The following is a 16,884-nucleotide window of genomic DNA, read 5'->3' on the forward strand; positions in this document are numbered from 1 at the left end:
TCATGACGATATTGAAGAGTGAGGAATTCTATGAAAAAGATTGTTTTATTGTTATTTTTACTAGTTATTACGTGTCAGCCTTCAAAGGTTTTTGCTCAGAAAAAAATACCAATCCTCATTTATCATTCCATTGATGAATTTACGGGACATGGTGTTGAGGATCTTTATGTGCATCCTAAAGAATTTGAAAAACAAATGTTGTATTTAAAGCAACATGGTTTCACTTTATTAACTTTTGAAGATTGGAAGAATCGGAATAAAGTAAAGAAACCGATTTTCATTACTTTTGATGACGGTTATAAAAATAATTTAAATGCTTTTTCGATATTTCAAAAATTAAAGGATGATCAATTTAAACCAACTGGAACGCTTTTTGTGATTTCTGATTATATTGATTGGTCAAATAGGTTGTCAAAATCAGATTTGAAAAAGATGGTTGATTCGGGCATGTTTTCAATTCAATCTCATACTGCAACCCATCCAAATTTAACAAAAATAACAAATTATGAATATGAATTAAATGAATCGAAAAAGAAAATACAAGCCATTACGAATAAACCCGTCATTGCTTTAGCGTATCCTTATAGTTTGTACGATAAAAAAGTTATTGAAGAAACCAAGAAGTACTATAAGTATGGAATTACAACGATTCCAGAACTTTACGTAGAAAAAGGAAAGAAAGATGAAAACTATTTATTACCTCGTATTTATATTAAGTATTCTACAACTATAGATGAGTTTGCTAAAATTGTGGAATAATCTACAAACTCAGGCGATTACTAATTGTAATCGTTTTTTTTGTATAGAATTTCGATTGTGATTTTCTGAAAATAACCAATATTCATAAGTATATGGTAAAATTTGTATATACATAACATTTGTGAAGTAGAATTTTGACCTAAGTAAATAAATATTAATGAAAATGGAGTGATTTGATGACTTTTCCAATATTAGAAACGAACCGTTTATTGTTAGTAGAAATAGAAGACAAACACCTTGATGAGGTCTATCAAATTTTTTCTAATGAAGATGTTACAAAATATTATGGGATGAGTCCTTTTACAAATGAATCCCAAGCAAAAGTAATGATTGAATCTTTCAGAATTAGGTTTGAAAATAAACAAGGAATGCGTTGGGGAATCGTTGAGAAGGATTCAAATCATTTGATTGGGACGATAGGATTAAACAATTTAATCCTATCAGGAAAGAGAACGGAAATCGGTTATGATTTACTTCCAACTTATTGGGGTAAAGGTATTATGTCAGAGGCCATTAATGAAGTCATTACATATTGCTTTCAGACGCTATTATTATTCCGTATCGGGGCAGTTATTTTTCCTAAGAATATTGCGTCTTCTAAAGTAATTGAAAAATTCGGCTTTCAAAAGGAAGGACTTTTAAGGGGCTATATTTATCAAAATGAAGATTCACATGATGTATTCGTCTATTCATTACTGAAGTCGGATTGGGAAAATGAATGAACTTAAATTAATCTAAGGATGAATGGATTCGTTCACAAAAAATAAAAAAATAAGAAGGTAAGATGTAAAGGTGAATAAAATGAAAAATGAACATTATTTAAAAAAGCAGCTTGAAATTATCAGAGAAAATGATTATATGATTCCAAAAAATGAAAGTTATTATGAAATCGCAAAACAAATGTTAGATCACATTGGTTCTGTTAATCCATATTTACGAGACGATTTAATTTATTCAACGTTTTCTAAGTGGATTAAAAATGATGTATTTATGGCCGATGAATTAAGAGAATTTTTACAGGTTAGTATAGATGATGAACATTTATTGTTTGGATTAGGTGAAACGAATACGGATTCAGTTTTTACAAGAGCATTTTCTGTATTAATCATAGCGGCTATTTTACTGAAGCATAATGAAAAACAATTCATTCCAATCGAAGAGTTAGAACTTGTAAAGGAGAACGTATTTTTATTTGCGAAAAGTGAAAATGATGTCCGTGGTTATGTTGAAGAAAAAGGCTGGGCTCATTCAGTAGCTCATTTAGCTGATTGCTTAGATGAACTTGCAAAATGTAATGACTTAAACGAAAATGATCTAAGAACAATATTAGAACTAATCTTATTTAGAGCGATGGAAGCTCAAAATGTGTTTGATTGTGAAGAAGATGAAAGATTAGTAACAGCAGCTAATTCAATTTTAAAACGTAATGTATTATCTAGTGAAGAAATATGTAAGTGGATTGAACAATTCCAGAAAGTTAACAAAACTGGTGATTATATGACTGACTATTATATAAAAATAAATGCTAAGCATTTTTTACGTAGCCTATATTTTAGAGTTGATTTCCAAGATGAAGCATTTAAGGAGACGGTCACAAGTATTTTGTTAAAACTAAATAGGTATACTTCATGATTTAAAAGAGGGGGATTACAGGTGATTAAAGCAATTATTTTTGACTTTGATGGTCTAATTATTGATACAGAATCTGTGTGGTTTGCGGCATATAAAGAAGTTTTGGTAGATTACGAGATACAATTAACACTTGATAAATTCTCAGAAGTCGTTGGAACGCATGATGATGTACTATTTTCATATATTGAAGAAAATAGTTCAATTCCATTTGATAAAGAAATTTTAGAAAGTAAAGTCTCGGCGTTAGTGCAGGTGAAATTAGGAGAACCTGTCTTGAGAGAAAGTGTTGAAGACTATTTAAAAGCGGCAAAACAAACAGGACTAAAAATTGGCTTGGCATCTAGTTCTTCTCGAGCATGGGTTGAAGGATTTCTAAAGCAAATGAATATATACGATTATTTTGAAGTAATTAAAACAAAAGAAGATGTATTGGACATAAAGCCAGATCCCGAGCTATATTTGAAAGCAATTGAAGCATTAGGTATAGATGCAACAGAAGCAATTGCATTTGAGGATTCACTAAATGGTTTACTAGCAGCTCGTAAGGCTGGGTTACATTGCGTAATCGTTCCAAACAGTGTGACAGCTAATTTAGTTTTTGAAGATTATAGTCTTCGTCTATCTTCAATGGCTGAAAAGTCGCTTGAAGATGTCATCAATCATCTATCTATAATAGAATAGTATTAAAATCATTATTATCAATTTTTATAGTTTGCATTCACACAAAAGCCATTTCTACTTATTAGAAATGGTTTTTTGTATGGATTGTCACTCATTTGAATATAAGTATATTAAACGAAGATAGATTTATAGATTTTTTTATTGAATATTCAGAATTTATTTTGTATGATGTAATTACAACATACCGACTGGTTAGTATCTTAATGTATGTTTTATTTTTTTGACATTGATCCATACACAATTTTACTTTAGCGTTTTTTATTTCGTAATTAGGAGGTTATTGGAATGCACGTAAAAGAATTGTTTGACTTAACTGGTAAAGTGGCAATTGTGACTGGTGGTGGTAGAGGTCTTGGCGAGCAGATTGCGAAAGGCTTCGCTGAAGCAGGTGCAAACGTTGTTTTGTGTTCTAGGAATGAAAATGCTTGTAAAGAAGTAAGTGAAGAATTGAAAAGCATAGGTGTTGAAGCACTAGCTATTAGATGTGATGTTACAAACCCTGAAGATGTTCAAAATGTAGTCAATCAAACGAAAGAAAAATTTGGCAGAATTGATATATTAGTCAATAATAGTGGTGCTTCTTGGGGTGCGCCTGCTGAAGATATGCCGTTAGAGGCTTGGCATAAAGTATTAAATGTGAATGTGACTGGGACATTTATTATGTCTCAAGCAGTAGGAAAAATCATGCTTGATCAAAACAGTGGCAAAATCATAAACATTGCTTCTGTTGCAGGATTGCAAGGTACAAATCCAAAATATTTAGATGCAGTTGGCTATAGTGCAAGTAAAGGAGCAGTTGTTAATTTAACAAGAGATTTGGCAGTCAAATGGGGCTCGCGTGGTGTTCATGTAAATGCGATTGCACCTGGTTTCTTTCCAACTAAGATGTCAAAAGATGTGATCGCACATGGTGGTGAGGAAATCTTAGAGGGAACACCATTGAGAAAGTTCGGATCTGAAAATGATTTAAAAGGGGCTGCACTATTTTTAGCTGCACCAGCTTCAGACTTTGTGACAGGAGCAATTTTAGTAGTAGATGGTGGTTCTTCAGTTATGTAATTTGTTGAGATTTCTTGGTAAAAAAGGAGTTTAATAATGACAAAAATTCATTTATTAATGAAAAAAGAAGAAATGAATCAACAAAAACTAAGCGGGAATAAAACGGTTGTTGTTTTCGATATTTTACTAGCTACCTCTACAATAACTGCCACGTTGGAATTTGGAGCAAAAGAAGTAATTCCTGTACTAAATGGAAAAGAAGCAGTAGAAATATCAGAAGGAATAAAAAATAATGAAGTGATTTTAATTGGAGAATATAATGGTGCAACTTTAGACGGTTTTCATTCGCCTAATCCTTTAGCGCTAAGAAGTGTAGTAAACGGCAAAACAATCATATTATCTACTACAAATGGAACAATCGCACTTAAAAATGCACAGGCTGCGAAAAAAGTGTATGCGGCTTCGATTCTGAACAGTAACTCTGTTGTAAATCATATTCGTCAAACGTATGATGATGAAACAATTGTTTTAGTTTGTGCAGGATCATTTGGCCATTTTAATATGGAAGACTTTTATGGAGCGGGTTATTTTATAGATTGTCTTATAAGTGAATCGATTCAATTAGAGATGACTGATGCTTCCTTAGCCGCATTACATTTTTATAGAAGTTTTAAAGGGAAAGAGCTTGAGATATTAGCAGAATCTAGAGTTGGTAAAATGATGATGAACTTTGGTTTTGAAGCAGAACTTCATTTTGTAAGCCAAAAAAGTATATTTAACGTTGTACCGATGTTAGAAAATGGAAAAAGGATAGTGGATGTGAAACTTTCTGAGAAAACTGCTTTTTAATATATTTCTCTAGAAGAAGATTAGTAATGAAATAAACTACATACCAACTAGTTAGTATGAAGGGGATGAGTAAATGGATTTTTTATATTCATCAAAAGTACAAGAGTTTCAGAACAAATTGAAAACATTTATGGATCAGTATGTTTACCCAAATGAGCAATTATATGAAGAACAATTGAATCAACAAGAAACAAGATGGAGTGATGTGCCTCCAATAATTGAAGAATTAAAGGCTAAGGCTAAACAAGAAGGGCTTTGGAATTTATTTCTACCGGATAGCAACTACGGGGCAGGGTTAACAAATTTAGAATATGCTCCATTATGTGAAATTATGGGACGTTCATTAATTGGACCAGAAGTATTTAATTGTAGTGCACCAGACACTGGGAATATGGAAGTTTTAGAGAGATATGGAACAGAAGAACAAAAAGAAAGATGGCTTACACCTTTACTATCAGGTGAGATTCGTTCGTGTTTTTCAATGACTGAGCCTGATGTTGCTTCATCCGATGCTACAAATATTGAAGCGAGCATTCAAAATGAAGGTGATTATTATATCATTAATGCGAGAAAATGGTGGTCTTCAGGAGCAGGGGATCCGCGTTGCAAACTTGCGATTGTAATGGGAAAAACAAATCCTGAAGCAAACCGACATGAACAACAGTCTATGATTCTTGTTCCATTAAATACACCAGGTGTAAAGATTGAAAGAATGCTACCAGTTTTCGGATATGATCATGCACCACATGGTCATGCAGAAATTACTTTCACAAATGTAAAAGTTCCAAAAAGTAATATGATTTGGGGTGAAGGTAAAGGCTTTGCTATTGCACAAGGACGATTAGGTCCAGGACGAATTCATCACTGTATGAGATTGATTGGTGCAGCTGAACGAGCACTTGAAGAATTATGTAAGCGCGTTCAAAGTCGTATTGCTTTTGGAAAACCAATAGCCAATCAAGGTGTGATTCAAGAATGGATTGCAAACTCTAGAATTGAAATTGAGCAAGCTAGATTACTAACATTAAAGGCTGCATATATGATGGATACAGTCGGCAATAAAGCTGCAAAAGCGGAGATTGCGATGATTAAAGTAGTAGCTCCTTCAATGGCCCTTAATGTGATTGATCGTGCGATACAAGCGTTTGGTGCAGCAGGTGTATCAAATGACTTTACTCTAGCAGCGCAATGGGCGAATGCAAGAACATTACGATTAGCTGATGGACCAGATGAAGTACACCGAGCACAGATAGCTAAACTTGAACTACGAAAATACCAAACATCTAATCAATTTGTATCGGTTGAAAAATAGAGATGATGGGTGATAAAACATGAGATTAAAGGATAAGGTCTCAATCATAACTGGTGGTGGAGGAGGAATCGGTCGATCTACTGCTATCAGGTTCGCAAAAGAAGGTTCAAAGATTGTCATAGCTGATCGAAATGAAATAACTGGGGAAGAAACTGCTCGACTCATTAGGGAGCAAAATGGGAATGCAATTTTTGTTCAAACAGATGTAAGTGACAAAAATAGCGTTAAAAACTTGATAAGCGTAACTGTAGAGGAATATGGTGGACTTGATATTTTGTTTAATAACGCAGGGGTTGGTAACTCTGAGGTTCGGAGTGTAGATTTAGAAGAAGATGAATGGGATTCTGTCATAGATATTAACTTAAAAAGTGTATTTTTAGGAATTAAATATGCTGTGCCTGAATTAATCAAATCAGGAAATGGCGTAATCATTAATACTTCAAGCTTACTAGGTTTAAAAGGTAGAAAACTAGTCAGTGCGTATAATGCGTCTAAAGGTGGGGTTGTATTATTAACTCAAAATGCCGCTTTAGAGTATGGAAAATATCAAATTAGAGTTAATGCTATAGCCCCAGGTGTAATTGATACAAATATTATTGATATGTGGAAAAAAGATGAGCGAAAATGGCCGATTATTTCTAAAGCAAATGCACTTGGAAGAGTCGGGAATCCAGATGAAGTTGCAGCTGTCGCGTTATTTTTAGCGTCTGATGAAGCCTCTTTTATAACAGGTGTTACACTACCTGTTGATGGTGGGGGATTAATATTTTAAGGTTTACATGTTTCATGTAATGAATAGATTTTTATAACATTGGAGGGTATAAAATGAATTCGAATAAAATATGGTATTCCCACTATCCACAGCATATTGCACCAGAAATCACAATTCCAGACAAAACAATTCCTCAAATCTTACAAGATACTGTTTCAAAATATCCTAATCATACAAGTATTACTTTCTATCATAAGAAGATGTCATTTAAAGACGTTCAAAACGCTGTAACGGCATTCGCCTCATCATTACAAAAAAACGGTATCCAAAAAGGCGATCGAGTAGCCATAATGTTGCCAAATTGTCCTCAATATGTCATTTCTTTCTATGGAATTTTATCGGCAGGTGCAATCGTAACTCAGGTAAATCCTATGAGTGTAGCACGAGAACTCAAGCATTTGTTAAATGATTCTGAATCAGAAACAATGATTGTATTAGGGAGTCTTTATCCACTAGTAAAGGCTATTTTACCTGAAACAAAGCTACGTAAGGTTATTGTCGTCAATTTAACCCAAACAAAAGAAGGTTTTGATAGTCATACAACATTCGAAAACTTTTTAACTGAAGGAAATGGAATTGTACTACCTGTTTCAATTGATCCAAGTGAAGACGTCGCCGTACTTCAGTACACAGGTGGTACGACAGGGAGATCCAAAGGTGTTATGCTTACTCATCGTAATTTATTAGCAAATGTAATGCAATCTCAAGAATTCTTTAAAGGCAGTATTGAGATTGCAAAGGAGCGGAGTTTAACGGTTATTCCGTTTTTCCATGTCTACGGTATGAACATAAGTATGAATCTTTCAATTCTAATGGCAAATGAAATGATCATCCTTCCACGTTTTGACGTCATGGAGGTTTTAACAACAATAAAAAATGAACAACCAACGCTTTTTCCTGGTGTACCTACAATGTATGTTGCAATTATTAATCATCCAGATGCAGAAAATTATGGAATTGACTGTATTAAAGTTTGCAATAGTGGAAGTGCACCAATGCCTGTAGAATTGATTCATCAATTTGAAAAGAAAACGGGCGCAAAAATATTGGAAGGTTACGGATTAACAGAAGCATCGCCAACTACACATTGTAATCCGGCATTTGCAGAACGTAAACCGGGTACAGTTGGTTTTGGACTACCTTCGACTGATTATAAAATTGTAGACCTAGCAACAGGTACGGTGGAAGTTCCAGTAGGTGAAGTTGGAGAATTAATTGTAAAAGGTCCACAAGTCATGAAAGGATATTGGAATATGCCTGAGGAGACAGCTCATACGTTAAAAGATGGATGGTTATTTACAGGGGATATTTCACGAATTGACGATGAAGGATATCTTTCAATTGTTGACCGCAAAAAAGACATGATTATTGCAAGTGGGTATAATATTTATCCACGAGAAATAGAAGAAATCTTATATGAACACCCGAGTGTACAAGAAGCAGTAGTCATAGGTGTACCTGATACTTATAGAGGTGAAACTGTAAAAGCTGTCATCGTACTAAAAGTAGGTGAAAATACATCTGAGGATGAGATTCTACAATATTGCCAATGTAATCTTTCATCTTATAAGGTACCGAGTATGATTGAATTTCGAGATCAATTACCAAAAACAAATGTTGGAAAAATATTACGTAGAGCACTGAGAGAAACCGAAAATTCTAAAACAGTATAATGTACGAAATCGGACAGTATTAAAAGTAAAGAAGATTCTGTATTTTAAACTTTCACGAGAATAGATTATGGTATAATTCAAGTGATATTTTTTTAGATTGTGAGGATTTCCAATGAAAGAGAAAATTACAGAACACTCAATACAATTATTTGATAAAAAAGGATTTACAGTCACTTCCATTCAGGATATCGTCGAATCTATTGGCGTAACGAAAGGTACTTTCTATTATTACTTCTCGAGTAAAGAGGAGCTTCTGATGGAAATTCACCTTCGTTATATTGATGATTTATTAACGAAGCAAATGAAAATACTTGATGAACATGGCAAAAGCTTTAAAGAAAAATTGTTTAGTATCATTCATTTATCAATACTAGATATCAAAAAACAAGGTGCAAGTGCAAAAGTATTTTTCAGGGAAATGCGACACTTAAGTCCTGAAAGTTTGGATAAAATTAATCCAAAGAGGGATCAATATCGATTTAATATTGAAAACCTATTAAATGAAGGAATTGCAAGCGGAGAATTAAGACCAAGTTTGAATGTGCCAATTGTTACCTTTGGTATTTTAGGTATTACAAATTGGAGCTATCAATGGTTTAATCCTGATGGTTCAATTGATGATCATCAATTAGCAGAAATTTTTACTGAAATGGTTTTTAAAGGTATAGAAGTTTAGTTGTAGGAGAGTTCCTCTCTCCTACTTTACTTAAATGTATTACATACCGACTAGTTAGTATTTCCTTTTTGAATCATAGACTAATAAAAAAGTAGGGATAAAAATGGAAAAATTAACAATCACGACTAGATTTTGTGAAACAGATGCCCTTGGTCACATAAACAATACGAGCTACTTCATTTATTTGGAAGAAGCACGGATCAAGTTTTTTCAACAACTAGGATATGGAATGAATCTACAAGACTGGAATTTCATTTTGGCTTCGACGAAATGTGATTTCCTTAGTCAAGGCTACTTTAATCAAAAACTAGTAATCTCTACTTATATCTCCAAAATAGGGAGTAAAAGCTTTCAACTTGAGCATGACATTACTTGTGATGAAACGAATGTATTCATTGCCAAAGCAAATGCAATCATCGTGTATTTTAATTTCAAGGAACAACGAAGTGAAAATATACCAGACCTATTTCGAGCTCAATTAGAAAATCATTTAGAAGTTAAATAATAAAAATAGATACATAGGAGGAGTAAGATGGCGGAGAGAGTAGAATCTGAAACAATACAGATTCGTAAAGGCGAAGAATTAAATCTACCAGTATTGCTGGAATTCCTAAAAAAACACATAAATGATTTGCCTAATGAACAGTTGAGTGTTCGGCAGTTTTCAGCGGGTCATTCAAATCTTACCTATTTATTGAAAGTCGGAGAATGGGAAGCAGTTCTTAGACGTCCACCTCTTGGTCCCGTTGCACCAAAAGCTCATGATATGAGCAGGGAATTTCGAATTTTATCAGAGATTCATCCACATTATTCTATCGCTCCAAAACCTATTCTATATTCAGAAAACGAAACAATTGTTGGTAGTCCATTTTTTATGATGGAGAGGAAAAAAGGTGAAGTTTTTGATACTGCATTTCCTGACCACTTAAATGTAACAAAAGAAGATTGTCGCAAAATCTCCAATGTAATGGTTGAAAAACTCGTTGAGCTGCATTCGATTGATTATCAAAAAACAAATTTATTAGAAATCAGTAAACCAACTAATTTCATGGAACGACAAGTTCATGGATGGATTACTAGATATAACAGAGCGAAAACAAGTGATATTTTGGAAGTTGAACAGCTGATGAAGTGGCTTGAAAAAAATGTTCCACATCATCACGACGCAGCAATTATCCATTATGATTACAAGTTAAATAATTCAATGTTTAATCAGGATTTATCAGAAATGGTGGGTCTATTTGATTGGGAAATGACAACGATTGGTGATCCACTTGCTGATTTAGGTGTTGCGATGAGCTATTGGATACAAGAAGATGATCCAGATCTGTTGAAATATGGACTGGGTAAACCTTCAGTAACAATTCATAAAGGTTTTATGACAAGAGCAGAATTCATAGAAGCCTACGCTATAAAAAGTGGTAGAGATGTTTCAAACATAAATTTTTACCTTGCATTTGCATATTTTAAACTTGCTGTCATTGTCCAACAAATTTATTATCGATTTAAAATGGGGCAAACAAATGATCAACGTTTTACAAAATTTGAACAGTTTGCTAAGTCACTAATCACATTGGGGCATCAAGTCACGTTCCCCAATCAAAATATGCTATAAGGAGAATGAAACATATGAACGAGTCTTTATTAATTGAAATACAAGATCGTATCTTATTTTTAACATTAAACAGACCTGAATCCTTAAATTCTTTTAATCTAGAGATGTTAACAGGAATCACGAATTCTATTTTAGAAGCTGAGAATAATCCGGAAATTAAAGTAATCGTCATTTCAGGAGCTGGTCGTTCATTTTGCGCAGGTGGAGATGTAAAAACAATGGGAAACACGAATGCCTCTGATGTGTATGAACATATTGGCGTATTAAACAAATGTATAAAAGCAATTAAAGATTCACATAAACCAGTTATTGCGTCAATTCACGGTTTCGCAGCTGGTGCAGGTTTTAATTTGGCGCTAGCATGTGATCTGATTTTTGCTTCAGATGATAGTAAATTTGCCTTAAGCTTCTCACAAGTTGGTCTTATTTCAGACGGTGGTGGCTCATACTTTTTGCCTCAATTAATTGGACCACACTTGGCAAAGCAATTTTTCTTTAGTGGAGAAGCAGTTTCTGCAGAAAGAATGGCTCAATTAGGCATAGTTAACTTTTTAGTTCCCACAAAAAATTTGAAAGAAGAAACAGTTAAATATGCTAATAAATTAGCGGGTGGTCCTGGAAAAGCATTTGGCATGATGAAAAAACTAATCGATCAATCTTTCACATCAAATTTAGATGAAATACTTGAAAAGGAACGAATGATTCAAACTTTAATGGTTGCAACAGAAGATCACCATGAAGGAGTCCTCGCATTTAAAGAAAAACGTAAACCTGTCTTTACAGGTAAATAAACTATTGGAGGGGTTAAAATGAAAGCGATTCAATTTAAACAATTCGGTGGTCCTGATGTATTAGAACGAGTTGAATTAGAAAGACCAGTACCAAAAGGTAGAGAAGTATTAATTGAAGTTCATGCATCTGCTGTCAATTATGCTGATACAGCTAGAAGAGAAGGACAGTACGTTGTCAAAACAAATTTGCCATATGTTCCGGGTGCAGAAGTAGCTGGCTATGTTGTGGAAGTAGGCGAAAATGTAACGAAAGTAAAACCAGGTGACCGAGTTGTGACTATTATGGAGTCGGGTGGTTACGCAGAGTATGCAATTTCTGATGAAAGATCCATTATTCCTATTCCTGCTGAGTTGGATTTTAAAGTAGCAGCAGCTTTGCCTGTTCAAGGACTTAGTGCGTATCATATTTTAAAAACAATGGGTATGCTTCAACCAGGTGAAACTGTGCTCATTCACGCAGCAGCTGGTGGTGTCGGGACATTAGCAGTTCAGCTGGCTAAACTGTTTGGCGCTGGAAAAGTGATCGCAACAGCTAGTACAAGTGAGAAACTACAACTTGCGAAAGAAATGGGTGCAGATGTACTAATTAACTATACAGAAGATGATTGGGAAGAAAAAGTGCTTGATGCTACAAATGGTAAAGGTGTAGATGTTGCACTTGAGATGGCTGGTGGAGATGTGTTTTATAAGACTTTAAAATGTCTAGCATACTTTGGCAGACTAGTAATTTATGGTGTTGCTAGTGGGCAACAAAGTAAGTTTTATCCTTCTTCTTTAATGGCAAAAAATCAATCGGTGATTGGGTTCTTCTTACCACCACTTATGAGAAGAGTAGAATTAATAAATCATAGTTTAAAAGAATTGTTTACCTACTTAGCAGAAGGAAAAATTCAAGTAACAATTGGAGAAGTATTCCCATTAAGCGAAGCAGCCAATGTACATACACTTATGCAAGCAAGAAAAACAGTTGGAAAAGTTATTTTAGAGCCTAAAAAATAAATATTCTATAGATGTTATGCATGATTACATCTATAAAAACAAATGGAACGGAGGAAATTGAGAATGCATTTACGTTTAACAGATGAACAAAGAATGATTCAAAAAACGATTCGCAAATTTGTTGAAAAAGAATTAATTCCTCTAGAAAATGAAGTATTACGTAATGAAAGAGAAGGGCGACCTAGTTTATCTCCTGAAGTCATTAAAGAGCTGCAATTAAAAGCAAAGCAAGCAGGATTTTGGGGAATTAATACACCAGAAGAGTATGGTGGCGCGGATTTAGGTCAAATGATGTTAGCGATTGTCTATATGGAAATTTCAAAAACATTTGTTCCGTTTACATTTGGAGGCTTTGCAGATAATATCCTGTTTTATGCAAATGAAGAACAAAAGAAAAAGTACTTAATTCCAACAATAAATGGTGAAAAGAAATCATGCTTTGCAATGACAGAGCCAAATGCTGGTTCTGATACGCAAAATATTAGAATGACCGCTGTAAAAGATGGTTCTGAATATATTTTAAATGGCGAAAAAACGTTTATTACAGGTGGGAATGAAGCTGATTTTGTAATGGTAATTGCCATAACAGATAAAGAAAAACATCAAGCAACTGCAGGTCGAAGTGGCGTAACTTGCTTTATTGTAGATCGTGAAATGGGTTGGAAATCGGAATACATTCATACAATGGGCGAATGGGGACCAGCTGGATTGGTTTTTGATAATGTGCGTGTACCCGAGGAAAATATCTTAGGTGAATTAAATGGAGGATACAATCTAGGTCTTGAGTGGATTGGCTTTGCGAGATGGATTGTTGGCGCACGTGCTGTTGGTGCAGCTGAGCGGCTGTTACAAATGGCAATAGATTACTCAAAGGAAAGAGAAACATTTGGAAAACCGATTGCTGAACGCCAAGCAATTCAATGGCAAATTGCAGACTCAGCAGTAGAAATTGAAGCTGCAAGATGGCTAGTATTAAATGCAGCATTTACTTTAGATCAAGGTGAAGATAATCGCCATTTAGCTTCTATCGCTAAACTATATGGATCAAATATGGGAAATAAGGTTGTAGACCGTGTGCTTCAAATTCATGGAGGTATTGGTTATACGAGAGAATTACCAATTGAAAGATGGTACCGTGAAGCGAGATTATGGAGAATTTATGATGGAACAGATGAAATTCAACGATTAATCATTTCTAGAAATCTATTAAAAGGTCATGTGAAAGTAGGCCAGTTTGTTTAATTTTATAAAGGAGGGATCAATGAATGGCTGGTAGATTTGAAGGGAAAGTTGCATTTGTAACTGGTGGAAGTCGAGGTATTGGCAAAGCGATTGTGGGATTATTTGCAAGTGAAGGTGCAAAAGTGGCAATCATTGATATAAATGATGACGCGTTAAAACAAACGGCCGAAGAATTTAAACAATTCGAGATTTATACGAAGCGAGTAAATGTTGTAGATGGAAGTGAAGTCCAAACAGCAATAAAGGAAGTTTTTGATACTTATGGAGCCATTGATATTGTTGTAAATAATGCTGGGGTAATTCGAGATAATTTATTATTTAAAATGACAGATTCAGATTGGGATACGGTAATGGATGTTCATTTAAAAGGATCTTTTAATGTAGTTCGTGCTGCTCAAGAGTACATGGTTAAACAAAAATATGGTCGCATCATCAATATTTCATCAACTTCAGCACTTGGAAATCGAGGTCAAGCGAATTACGCAACAGCAAAAGCTGGGCTACAAGGTCTAACAAAAACACTAGCAATAGAGCTTGGTAAATATGGAATTACTACAAATGCAGTTGCCCCCGGATTTATTGAAACGGAGATGACAAGAGAGACGGCGAGTCGCATTGGTATTTCATTTGAACAATTAATAGAAGCAAGTTTAAGTCAAATTCCAGCTGGAAGAAGTGGAAAGCCCGAAGATATTGCAAATGCAGTAGCATTTTTTGCGGATGAAAAATCTTCTTACGTAAATGGTCAGGTACTATATGTAGCAGGTGGACCAAAAGCGTAAATTCTATTGAAAGAGGTGACAGTGATGTTCAAAGCTTTTATTGGAAAACGCTCAAAAGGTGTGGAAAATATAGTTGAACGAGGAGCGGTGAAAAAGTTTGCTGAAGCAATTGGAGATCAAAATCCAATCTATGTGGATATCGAATTTGGAAAAAAATCTAGATACAAACAAAATATAGCTCCTCCGACTTTTCCGAGAGTATTAGACTATGGAATGATTGAAGACTTCCATTTACCTAATGTTGGTTTAATACACGGGGAACAGTCATTTCATTATGAAAGGCCGTTATTAGTTGGCGAAAAAATTACTTGTTATACTGAAATTAAAGATTATTACGAAAAAAAGGGAAATCATGGTTTTATGGGATTTTTAGTCGTTTCTGATGTCGGAGAAGATGAAAGTGGTCAAGTCATATTTCAATCTAATGCAGTTGTCATCATTACAGAAGAAGTAAGGAAGGTGCTAACTGTATGTCAATCTTAACCGAACTTAAGCCTGGCGACACACTAAATTCAGTTACTTTAGAGCCAGTTACAAGAATGGATTTAATTAAATATGCTGGCGCATCCGGTGATTTTAACCCGATCCATACGATTGATGAAGAAGCTAAAAAAGCAGGTCTACCTGGAATCATTGCTCATGGAATGTGGACAATGGGAAATTTATCTAAACTTTTTTCAGATTATATTGAAAATGGATTCATTGAAGATTACACAATCCGCTTTAAAAACATGGTCTTTTTAGAGGACATCATTACATTAAATGCAGTACTAACAGATATCGACGGTAATAGAATGCATTTTTCAGTAAATGCGACTAACCAAAAGAATCAAAAAGTTATAGAAGGAAAAATCATATTCAAACAATTTTAGAAATTAGTTAATAAAGAATTGTCTAATGTTTGAAGGAATCAATAGAATTGGAGATGCTATTCGATGATGAATAAGCATCTCTTTTGTTTTGTTAGAATTTTTATAAAATGTAAACCGTAAAAGTTAAAAATTTTGTAAAGAGTTGCTTGGTTTTACATCGTTGGATATGATTAAGATATAAGTTAAGTGATGTTTTTTTATTCTAAAAGAATTAGTTTAAAGAGTATCATTTTTAAAATTATTTTTTATGTAAGGAGTGAATGAAATGGAAGTTTTTGCTGAGTATTTAGAAAAAATTGAGAATCCGATTCATCGGGAACGAACGGAAAAAGTTTTGACTTGGGTGATTAATAAATTTCCTAACTTAATGCCTAAAATTGCATGGAACCAACCAATGTTTACCGATCATGATACATATATTATTGGCTTTAGCGTATCTAAACAACATTTAGCTGTTGCCCCTGAAACAGTAGGGATCAATCATTTTTCTGATGAAATTGTACAAGCTGGCTATGATCACACAAAGCAATTGGTGCGCATCCCGTGGGGAAGTGAAGTTGATTACAAATTAATTGAGAAAATGATCGAGTTTAATATTTTAGATAAGAAAGACTGTTCAACTTTTTGGAGGAAATAAAATATCCGATTTAAAAAAGATGAAAAAACTAAATAAAAAACCTCTCTAAATTCCAGATTGTTAAGGAATTACATGAGAGGTTTTTTTATATCGTGCTTTTCGAAAAATATTTCCGCGTATCTTCACGAATTTGCGTAGGAATGACATTCTCTAGCTCTTTGTTTAACCACGAAAGTGTTTTTTCACGTAAATATTCATGCATTTTCTCTTCTGCTGAAAGCATAACTAAATTGATTGTACATGATGTGCCAGGCGTACAGCCTTTTTCTCTATATAAATATCCATTATCTTTAATGTTCTTACATTGAAATATAGGCTTTGATCCTTCAACTGCTTCAATTACATCCCAAAAAGAAATTTCTTCAGGAGATTTAGAGAGTTTAAATCCACCCTTCACTCCAGGAACTGAACTGACAATCCCAGCTTTAGATAGCTTACTAAAAATCTTTGAAAGATACGTTTCAGAAACACCTTGAAAAGATGATAAATCTTTTATTCCAATTGGAGAATCATCAGGATTATCAATTAAATAGACGAGGCAGTGAAGTGCATACTCAACTCCAACGCTATACTGCATTAAGACACCTTCTTTA

20 protein-coding genes are annotated in these 16,884 nt (G+C 34.1%); 19 read left to right on the forward strand and 1 reads right to left on the reverse strand.

Annotated features, from left to right (window positions below; translation table 11 throughout):
• Positions 1–30 precede the first annotated feature (30 nt).
• The 19 genes from ABID96_RS08715 (at position 31) to ABID96_RS08805 (ending at position 16,291) form a co-directional block, all read left to right on the forward strand.
• A complete protein-coding gene (locus tag ABID96_RS08715; RefSeq protein WP_192601661.1) occupies positions 31–759 on the forward strand; it encodes a polysaccharide deacetylase family protein in 729 nt (242 codons plus the stop codon).
• A gap of 176 nt (positions 760–935) precedes the next feature.
• Positions 936–1,481, forward strand: coding sequence for a GNAT family N-acetyltransferase (locus ABID96_RS08720; protein WP_192601662.1), 546 nt, complete (start codon positions 936–938; stop codon positions 1,479–1,481).
• Between the two features lie 79 nt (positions 1,482–1,560).
• Positions 1,561–2,391 carry a DUF2785 domain-containing protein gene (locus ABID96_RS08725; RefSeq protein WP_192601663.1) on the forward strand — a complete coding sequence of 277 codons (831 nt, stop codon included), beginning with the start codon at positions 1,561–1,563 and terminating at the stop codon, positions 2,389–2,391.
• A 24-nt stretch (positions 2,392–2,415) separates the two neighbouring features.
• Entirely contained in the window at positions 2,416–3,072 is a 657-nt protein-coding gene (locus ABID96_RS08730; protein WP_192602056.1) for an HAD family hydrolase, read from the forward strand.
• Between the two features lie 285 nt (positions 3,073–3,357).
• Positions 3,358–4,131: an SDR family oxidoreductase gene (locus ABID96_RS08735; RefSeq protein WP_192601664.1), complete on the forward strand. Its 774-nt coding sequence runs from the start codon at positions 3,358–3,360 to the stop codon at positions 4,129–4,131.
• 36 nt (positions 4,132–4,167) lie between these two features.
• A complete protein-coding gene (locus ABID96_RS08740; RefSeq protein WP_377896810.1) occupies positions 4,168–4,920 on the forward strand; it encodes a 2-phosphosulfolactate phosphatase in 753 nt (250 codons plus the stop codon).
• 73 nt (positions 4,921–4,993) lie between these two features.
• Positions 4,994–6,232 (forward strand): acyl-CoA dehydrogenase, encoded by a 1,239-nt coding sequence (locus ABID96_RS08745; protein ID WP_192601665.1) that lies wholly within the window; start codon positions 4,994–4,996, stop codon positions 6,230–6,232.
• Between the two features lie 19 nt (positions 6,233–6,251).
• Entirely contained in the window at positions 6,252–7,004 is a 753-nt protein-coding gene (locus ABID96_RS08750) for an SDR family NAD(P)-dependent oxidoreductase (RefSeq protein ID WP_192601666.1), read from the forward strand.
• Between the two features lie 53 nt (positions 7,005–7,057).
• Positions 7,058–8,677, forward strand: a complete 1,620-nt coding sequence (locus tag ABID96_RS08755; RefSeq protein ID WP_192601667.1) for a long-chain-fatty-acid--CoA ligase — start codon at positions 7,058–7,060, stop codon at positions 8,675–8,677.
• Between the two features lie 112 nt (positions 8,678–8,789).
• Positions 8,790–9,353, forward strand: a complete 564-nt coding sequence (locus ABID96_RS08760) for a TetR/AcrR family transcriptional regulator (RefSeq protein WP_192601668.1) — start codon at positions 8,790–8,792, stop codon at positions 9,351–9,353.
• Positions 9,354–9,456: 103 nt separating this feature from the next.
• Positions 9,457–9,858 (forward strand): acyl-CoA thioesterase, encoded by a 402-nt coding sequence (locus ABID96_RS08765; RefSeq protein ID WP_192601669.1) that lies wholly within the window; start codon positions 9,457–9,459, stop codon positions 9,856–9,858.
• Positions 9,859–9,885: 27 nt separating this feature from the next.
• On the forward strand, positions 9,886–10,968 hold the full coding sequence (locus tag ABID96_RS08770; RefSeq protein ID WP_192601670.1) for a phosphotransferase family protein: 1,083 nt from the start codon (positions 9,886–9,888) through the stop codon (positions 10,966–10,968).
• A gap of 5 nt (positions 10,969–10,973) precedes the next feature.
• Positions 10,974–11,759, forward strand: coding sequence for an enoyl-CoA hydratase/isomerase family protein (locus ABID96_RS08775; RefSeq protein ID WP_483300761.1), 786 nt, complete (start codon positions 10,974–10,976; stop codon positions 11,757–11,759).
• Between the two features lie 18 nt (positions 11,760–11,777).
• On the forward strand, positions 11,778–12,758 hold the full coding sequence (locus tag ABID96_RS08780) for a quinone oxidoreductase family protein (protein WP_192601672.1): 981 nt from the start codon (positions 11,778–11,780) through the stop codon (positions 12,756–12,758).
• Between the two features lie 63 nt (positions 12,759–12,821).
• The gene (locus ABID96_RS08785) at positions 12,822–14,000 is read left to right on the forward strand and encodes an acyl-CoA dehydrogenase family protein (RefSeq protein WP_087998234.1); all 1,179 of its coding nucleotides are present in this window, start codon (positions 12,822–12,824) and stop codon (positions 13,998–14,000) included.
• Positions 14,001–14,023: 23 nt separating this feature from the next.
• Complete coding sequence (gene fabG / locus ABID96_RS08790) at positions 14,024–14,782, forward strand: 3-oxoacyl-ACP reductase FabG (RefSeq protein ID WP_192601673.1); 759 nt, start codon at positions 14,024–14,026, stop codon at positions 14,780–14,782.
• A 24-nt stretch (positions 14,783–14,806) separates the two neighbouring features.
• Entirely contained in the window at positions 14,807–15,265 is a 459-nt protein-coding gene (locus ABID96_RS08795) for a MaoC family dehydratase N-terminal domain-containing protein (RefSeq protein ID WP_192601674.1), read from the forward strand.
• Positions 15,253–15,654, forward strand: a complete 402-nt coding sequence (locus tag ABID96_RS08800) for a MaoC/PaaZ C-terminal domain-containing protein (protein WP_192601675.1) — start codon at positions 15,253–15,255, stop codon at positions 15,652–15,654. The genes ABID96_RS08795 and ABID96_RS08800 overlap by 13 nt, the downstream gene beginning before the upstream one ends.
• A gap of 265 nt (positions 15,655–15,919) precedes the next feature.
• Positions 15,920–16,291: an iron chaperone gene (locus tag ABID96_RS08805; RefSeq protein ID WP_192601676.1), complete on the forward strand. Its 372-nt coding sequence runs from the start codon at positions 15,920–15,922 to the stop codon at positions 16,289–16,291.
• Positions 16,292–16,376: 85 nt separating this feature from the next.
• Here the strand turns inward: ABID96_RS08805 and ABID96_RS08810 are convergent, their stop codons facing one another.
• Positions 16,377–16,868 carry an RrF2 family transcriptional regulator gene (locus tag ABID96_RS08810; RefSeq protein ID WP_192601677.1) on the reverse strand — a complete coding sequence of 164 codons (492 nt, stop codon included), beginning with the start codon at positions 16,866–16,868 and terminating at the stop codon, positions 16,377–16,379.
• Between the last annotated feature and the right edge of the window lie 16 nt (positions 16,869–16,884).

The sequence above is a fragment of the Gottfriedia sp. OAE603 genome (genome assembly GCF_040543965.1).
Classification (GTDB): Bacteria; Bacillota; Bacilli; order Bacillales; family Bacillaceae_G; genus Gottfriedia; species Gottfriedia solisilvae.

Excerpts from the sequence above, each read along its gene's own strand:
- ABID96_RS08715 (WP_192601661.1), top strand. The coding sequence starts at position 31 with ATGAAAAAGATTGTTTTATTGTTATTTTTACTAGTTATTACGTGTCAG.
- ABID96_RS08720 (WP_192601662.1), top strand. The coding sequence starts at position 936 with ATGACTTTTCCAATATTAGAAACGAACCGTTTATTGTTAGTAGAAATA.
- ABID96_RS08725 (WP_192601663.1), top strand. The coding sequence starts at position 1,561 with ATGAAAAATGAACATTATTTAAAAAAGCAGCTTGAAATTATCAGAGAA.
- ABID96_RS08735 (WP_192601664.1), top strand. The coding sequence starts at position 3,358 with ATGCACGTAAAAGAATTGTTTGACTTAACTGGTAAAGTGGCAATTGTG.
- ABID96_RS08740 (WP_377896810.1), top strand. The coding sequence starts at position 4,168 with ATGACAAAAATTCATTTATTAATGAAAAAAGAAGAAATGAATCAACAA.
- ABID96_RS08745 (WP_192601665.1), top strand. The coding sequence starts at position 4,994 with ATGGATTTTTTATATTCATCAAAAGTACAAGAGTTTCAGAACAAATTG.
- ABID96_RS08750 (WP_192601666.1), top strand. The coding sequence starts at position 6,252 with ATGAGATTAAAGGATAAGGTCTCAATCATAACTGGTGGTGGAGGAGGA.
- ABID96_RS08755 (WP_192601667.1), top strand. The coding sequence starts at position 7,058 with ATGAATTCGAATAAAATATGGTATTCCCACTATCCACAGCATATTGCA.
- ABID96_RS08760 (WP_192601668.1), top strand. The coding sequence starts at position 8,790 with ATGAAAGAGAAAATTACAGAACACTCAATACAATTATTTGATAAAAAA.
- ABID96_RS08765 (WP_192601669.1), top strand. The coding sequence starts at position 9,457 with ATGGAAAAATTAACAATCACGACTAGATTTTGTGAAACAGATGCCCTT.
- ABID96_RS08770 (WP_192601670.1), top strand. The coding sequence starts at position 9,886 with ATGGCGGAGAGAGTAGAATCTGAAACAATACAGATTCGTAAAGGCGAA.
- ABID96_RS08775 (WP_483300761.1), top strand. The coding sequence starts at position 10,974 with ATGAAACATATGAACGAGTCTTTATTAATTGAAATACAAGATCGTATC.
- ABID96_RS08780 (WP_192601672.1), top strand. The coding sequence starts at position 11,778 with ATGAAAGCGATTCAATTTAAACAATTCGGTGGTCCTGATGTATTAGAA.
- ABID96_RS08785 (WP_087998234.1), top strand. The coding sequence starts at position 12,822 with ATGCATTTACGTTTAACAGATGAACAAAGAATGATTCAAAAAACGATT.
- fabG (WP_192601673.1), top strand. The coding sequence starts at position 14,024 with ATGGCTGGTAGATTTGAAGGGAAAGTTGCATTTGTAACTGGTGGAAGT.
- ABID96_RS08795 (WP_192601674.1), top strand. The coding sequence starts at position 14,807 with ATGTTCAAAGCTTTTATTGGAAAACGCTCAAAAGGTGTGGAAAATATA.
- ABID96_RS08800 (WP_192601675.1), top strand. The coding sequence starts at position 15,253 with ATGTCAATCTTAACCGAACTTAAGCCTGGCGACACACTAAATTCAGTT.
- ABID96_RS08805 (WP_192601676.1), top strand. The coding sequence starts at position 15,920 with ATGGAAGTTTTTGCTGAGTATTTAGAAAAAATTGAGAATCCGATTCAT.
- ABID96_RS08810 (WP_192601677.1), bottom strand. The coding sequence starts at position 16,868 with ATGCAGTATAGCGTTGGAGTTGAGTATGCACTTCACTGCCTCGTCTAT.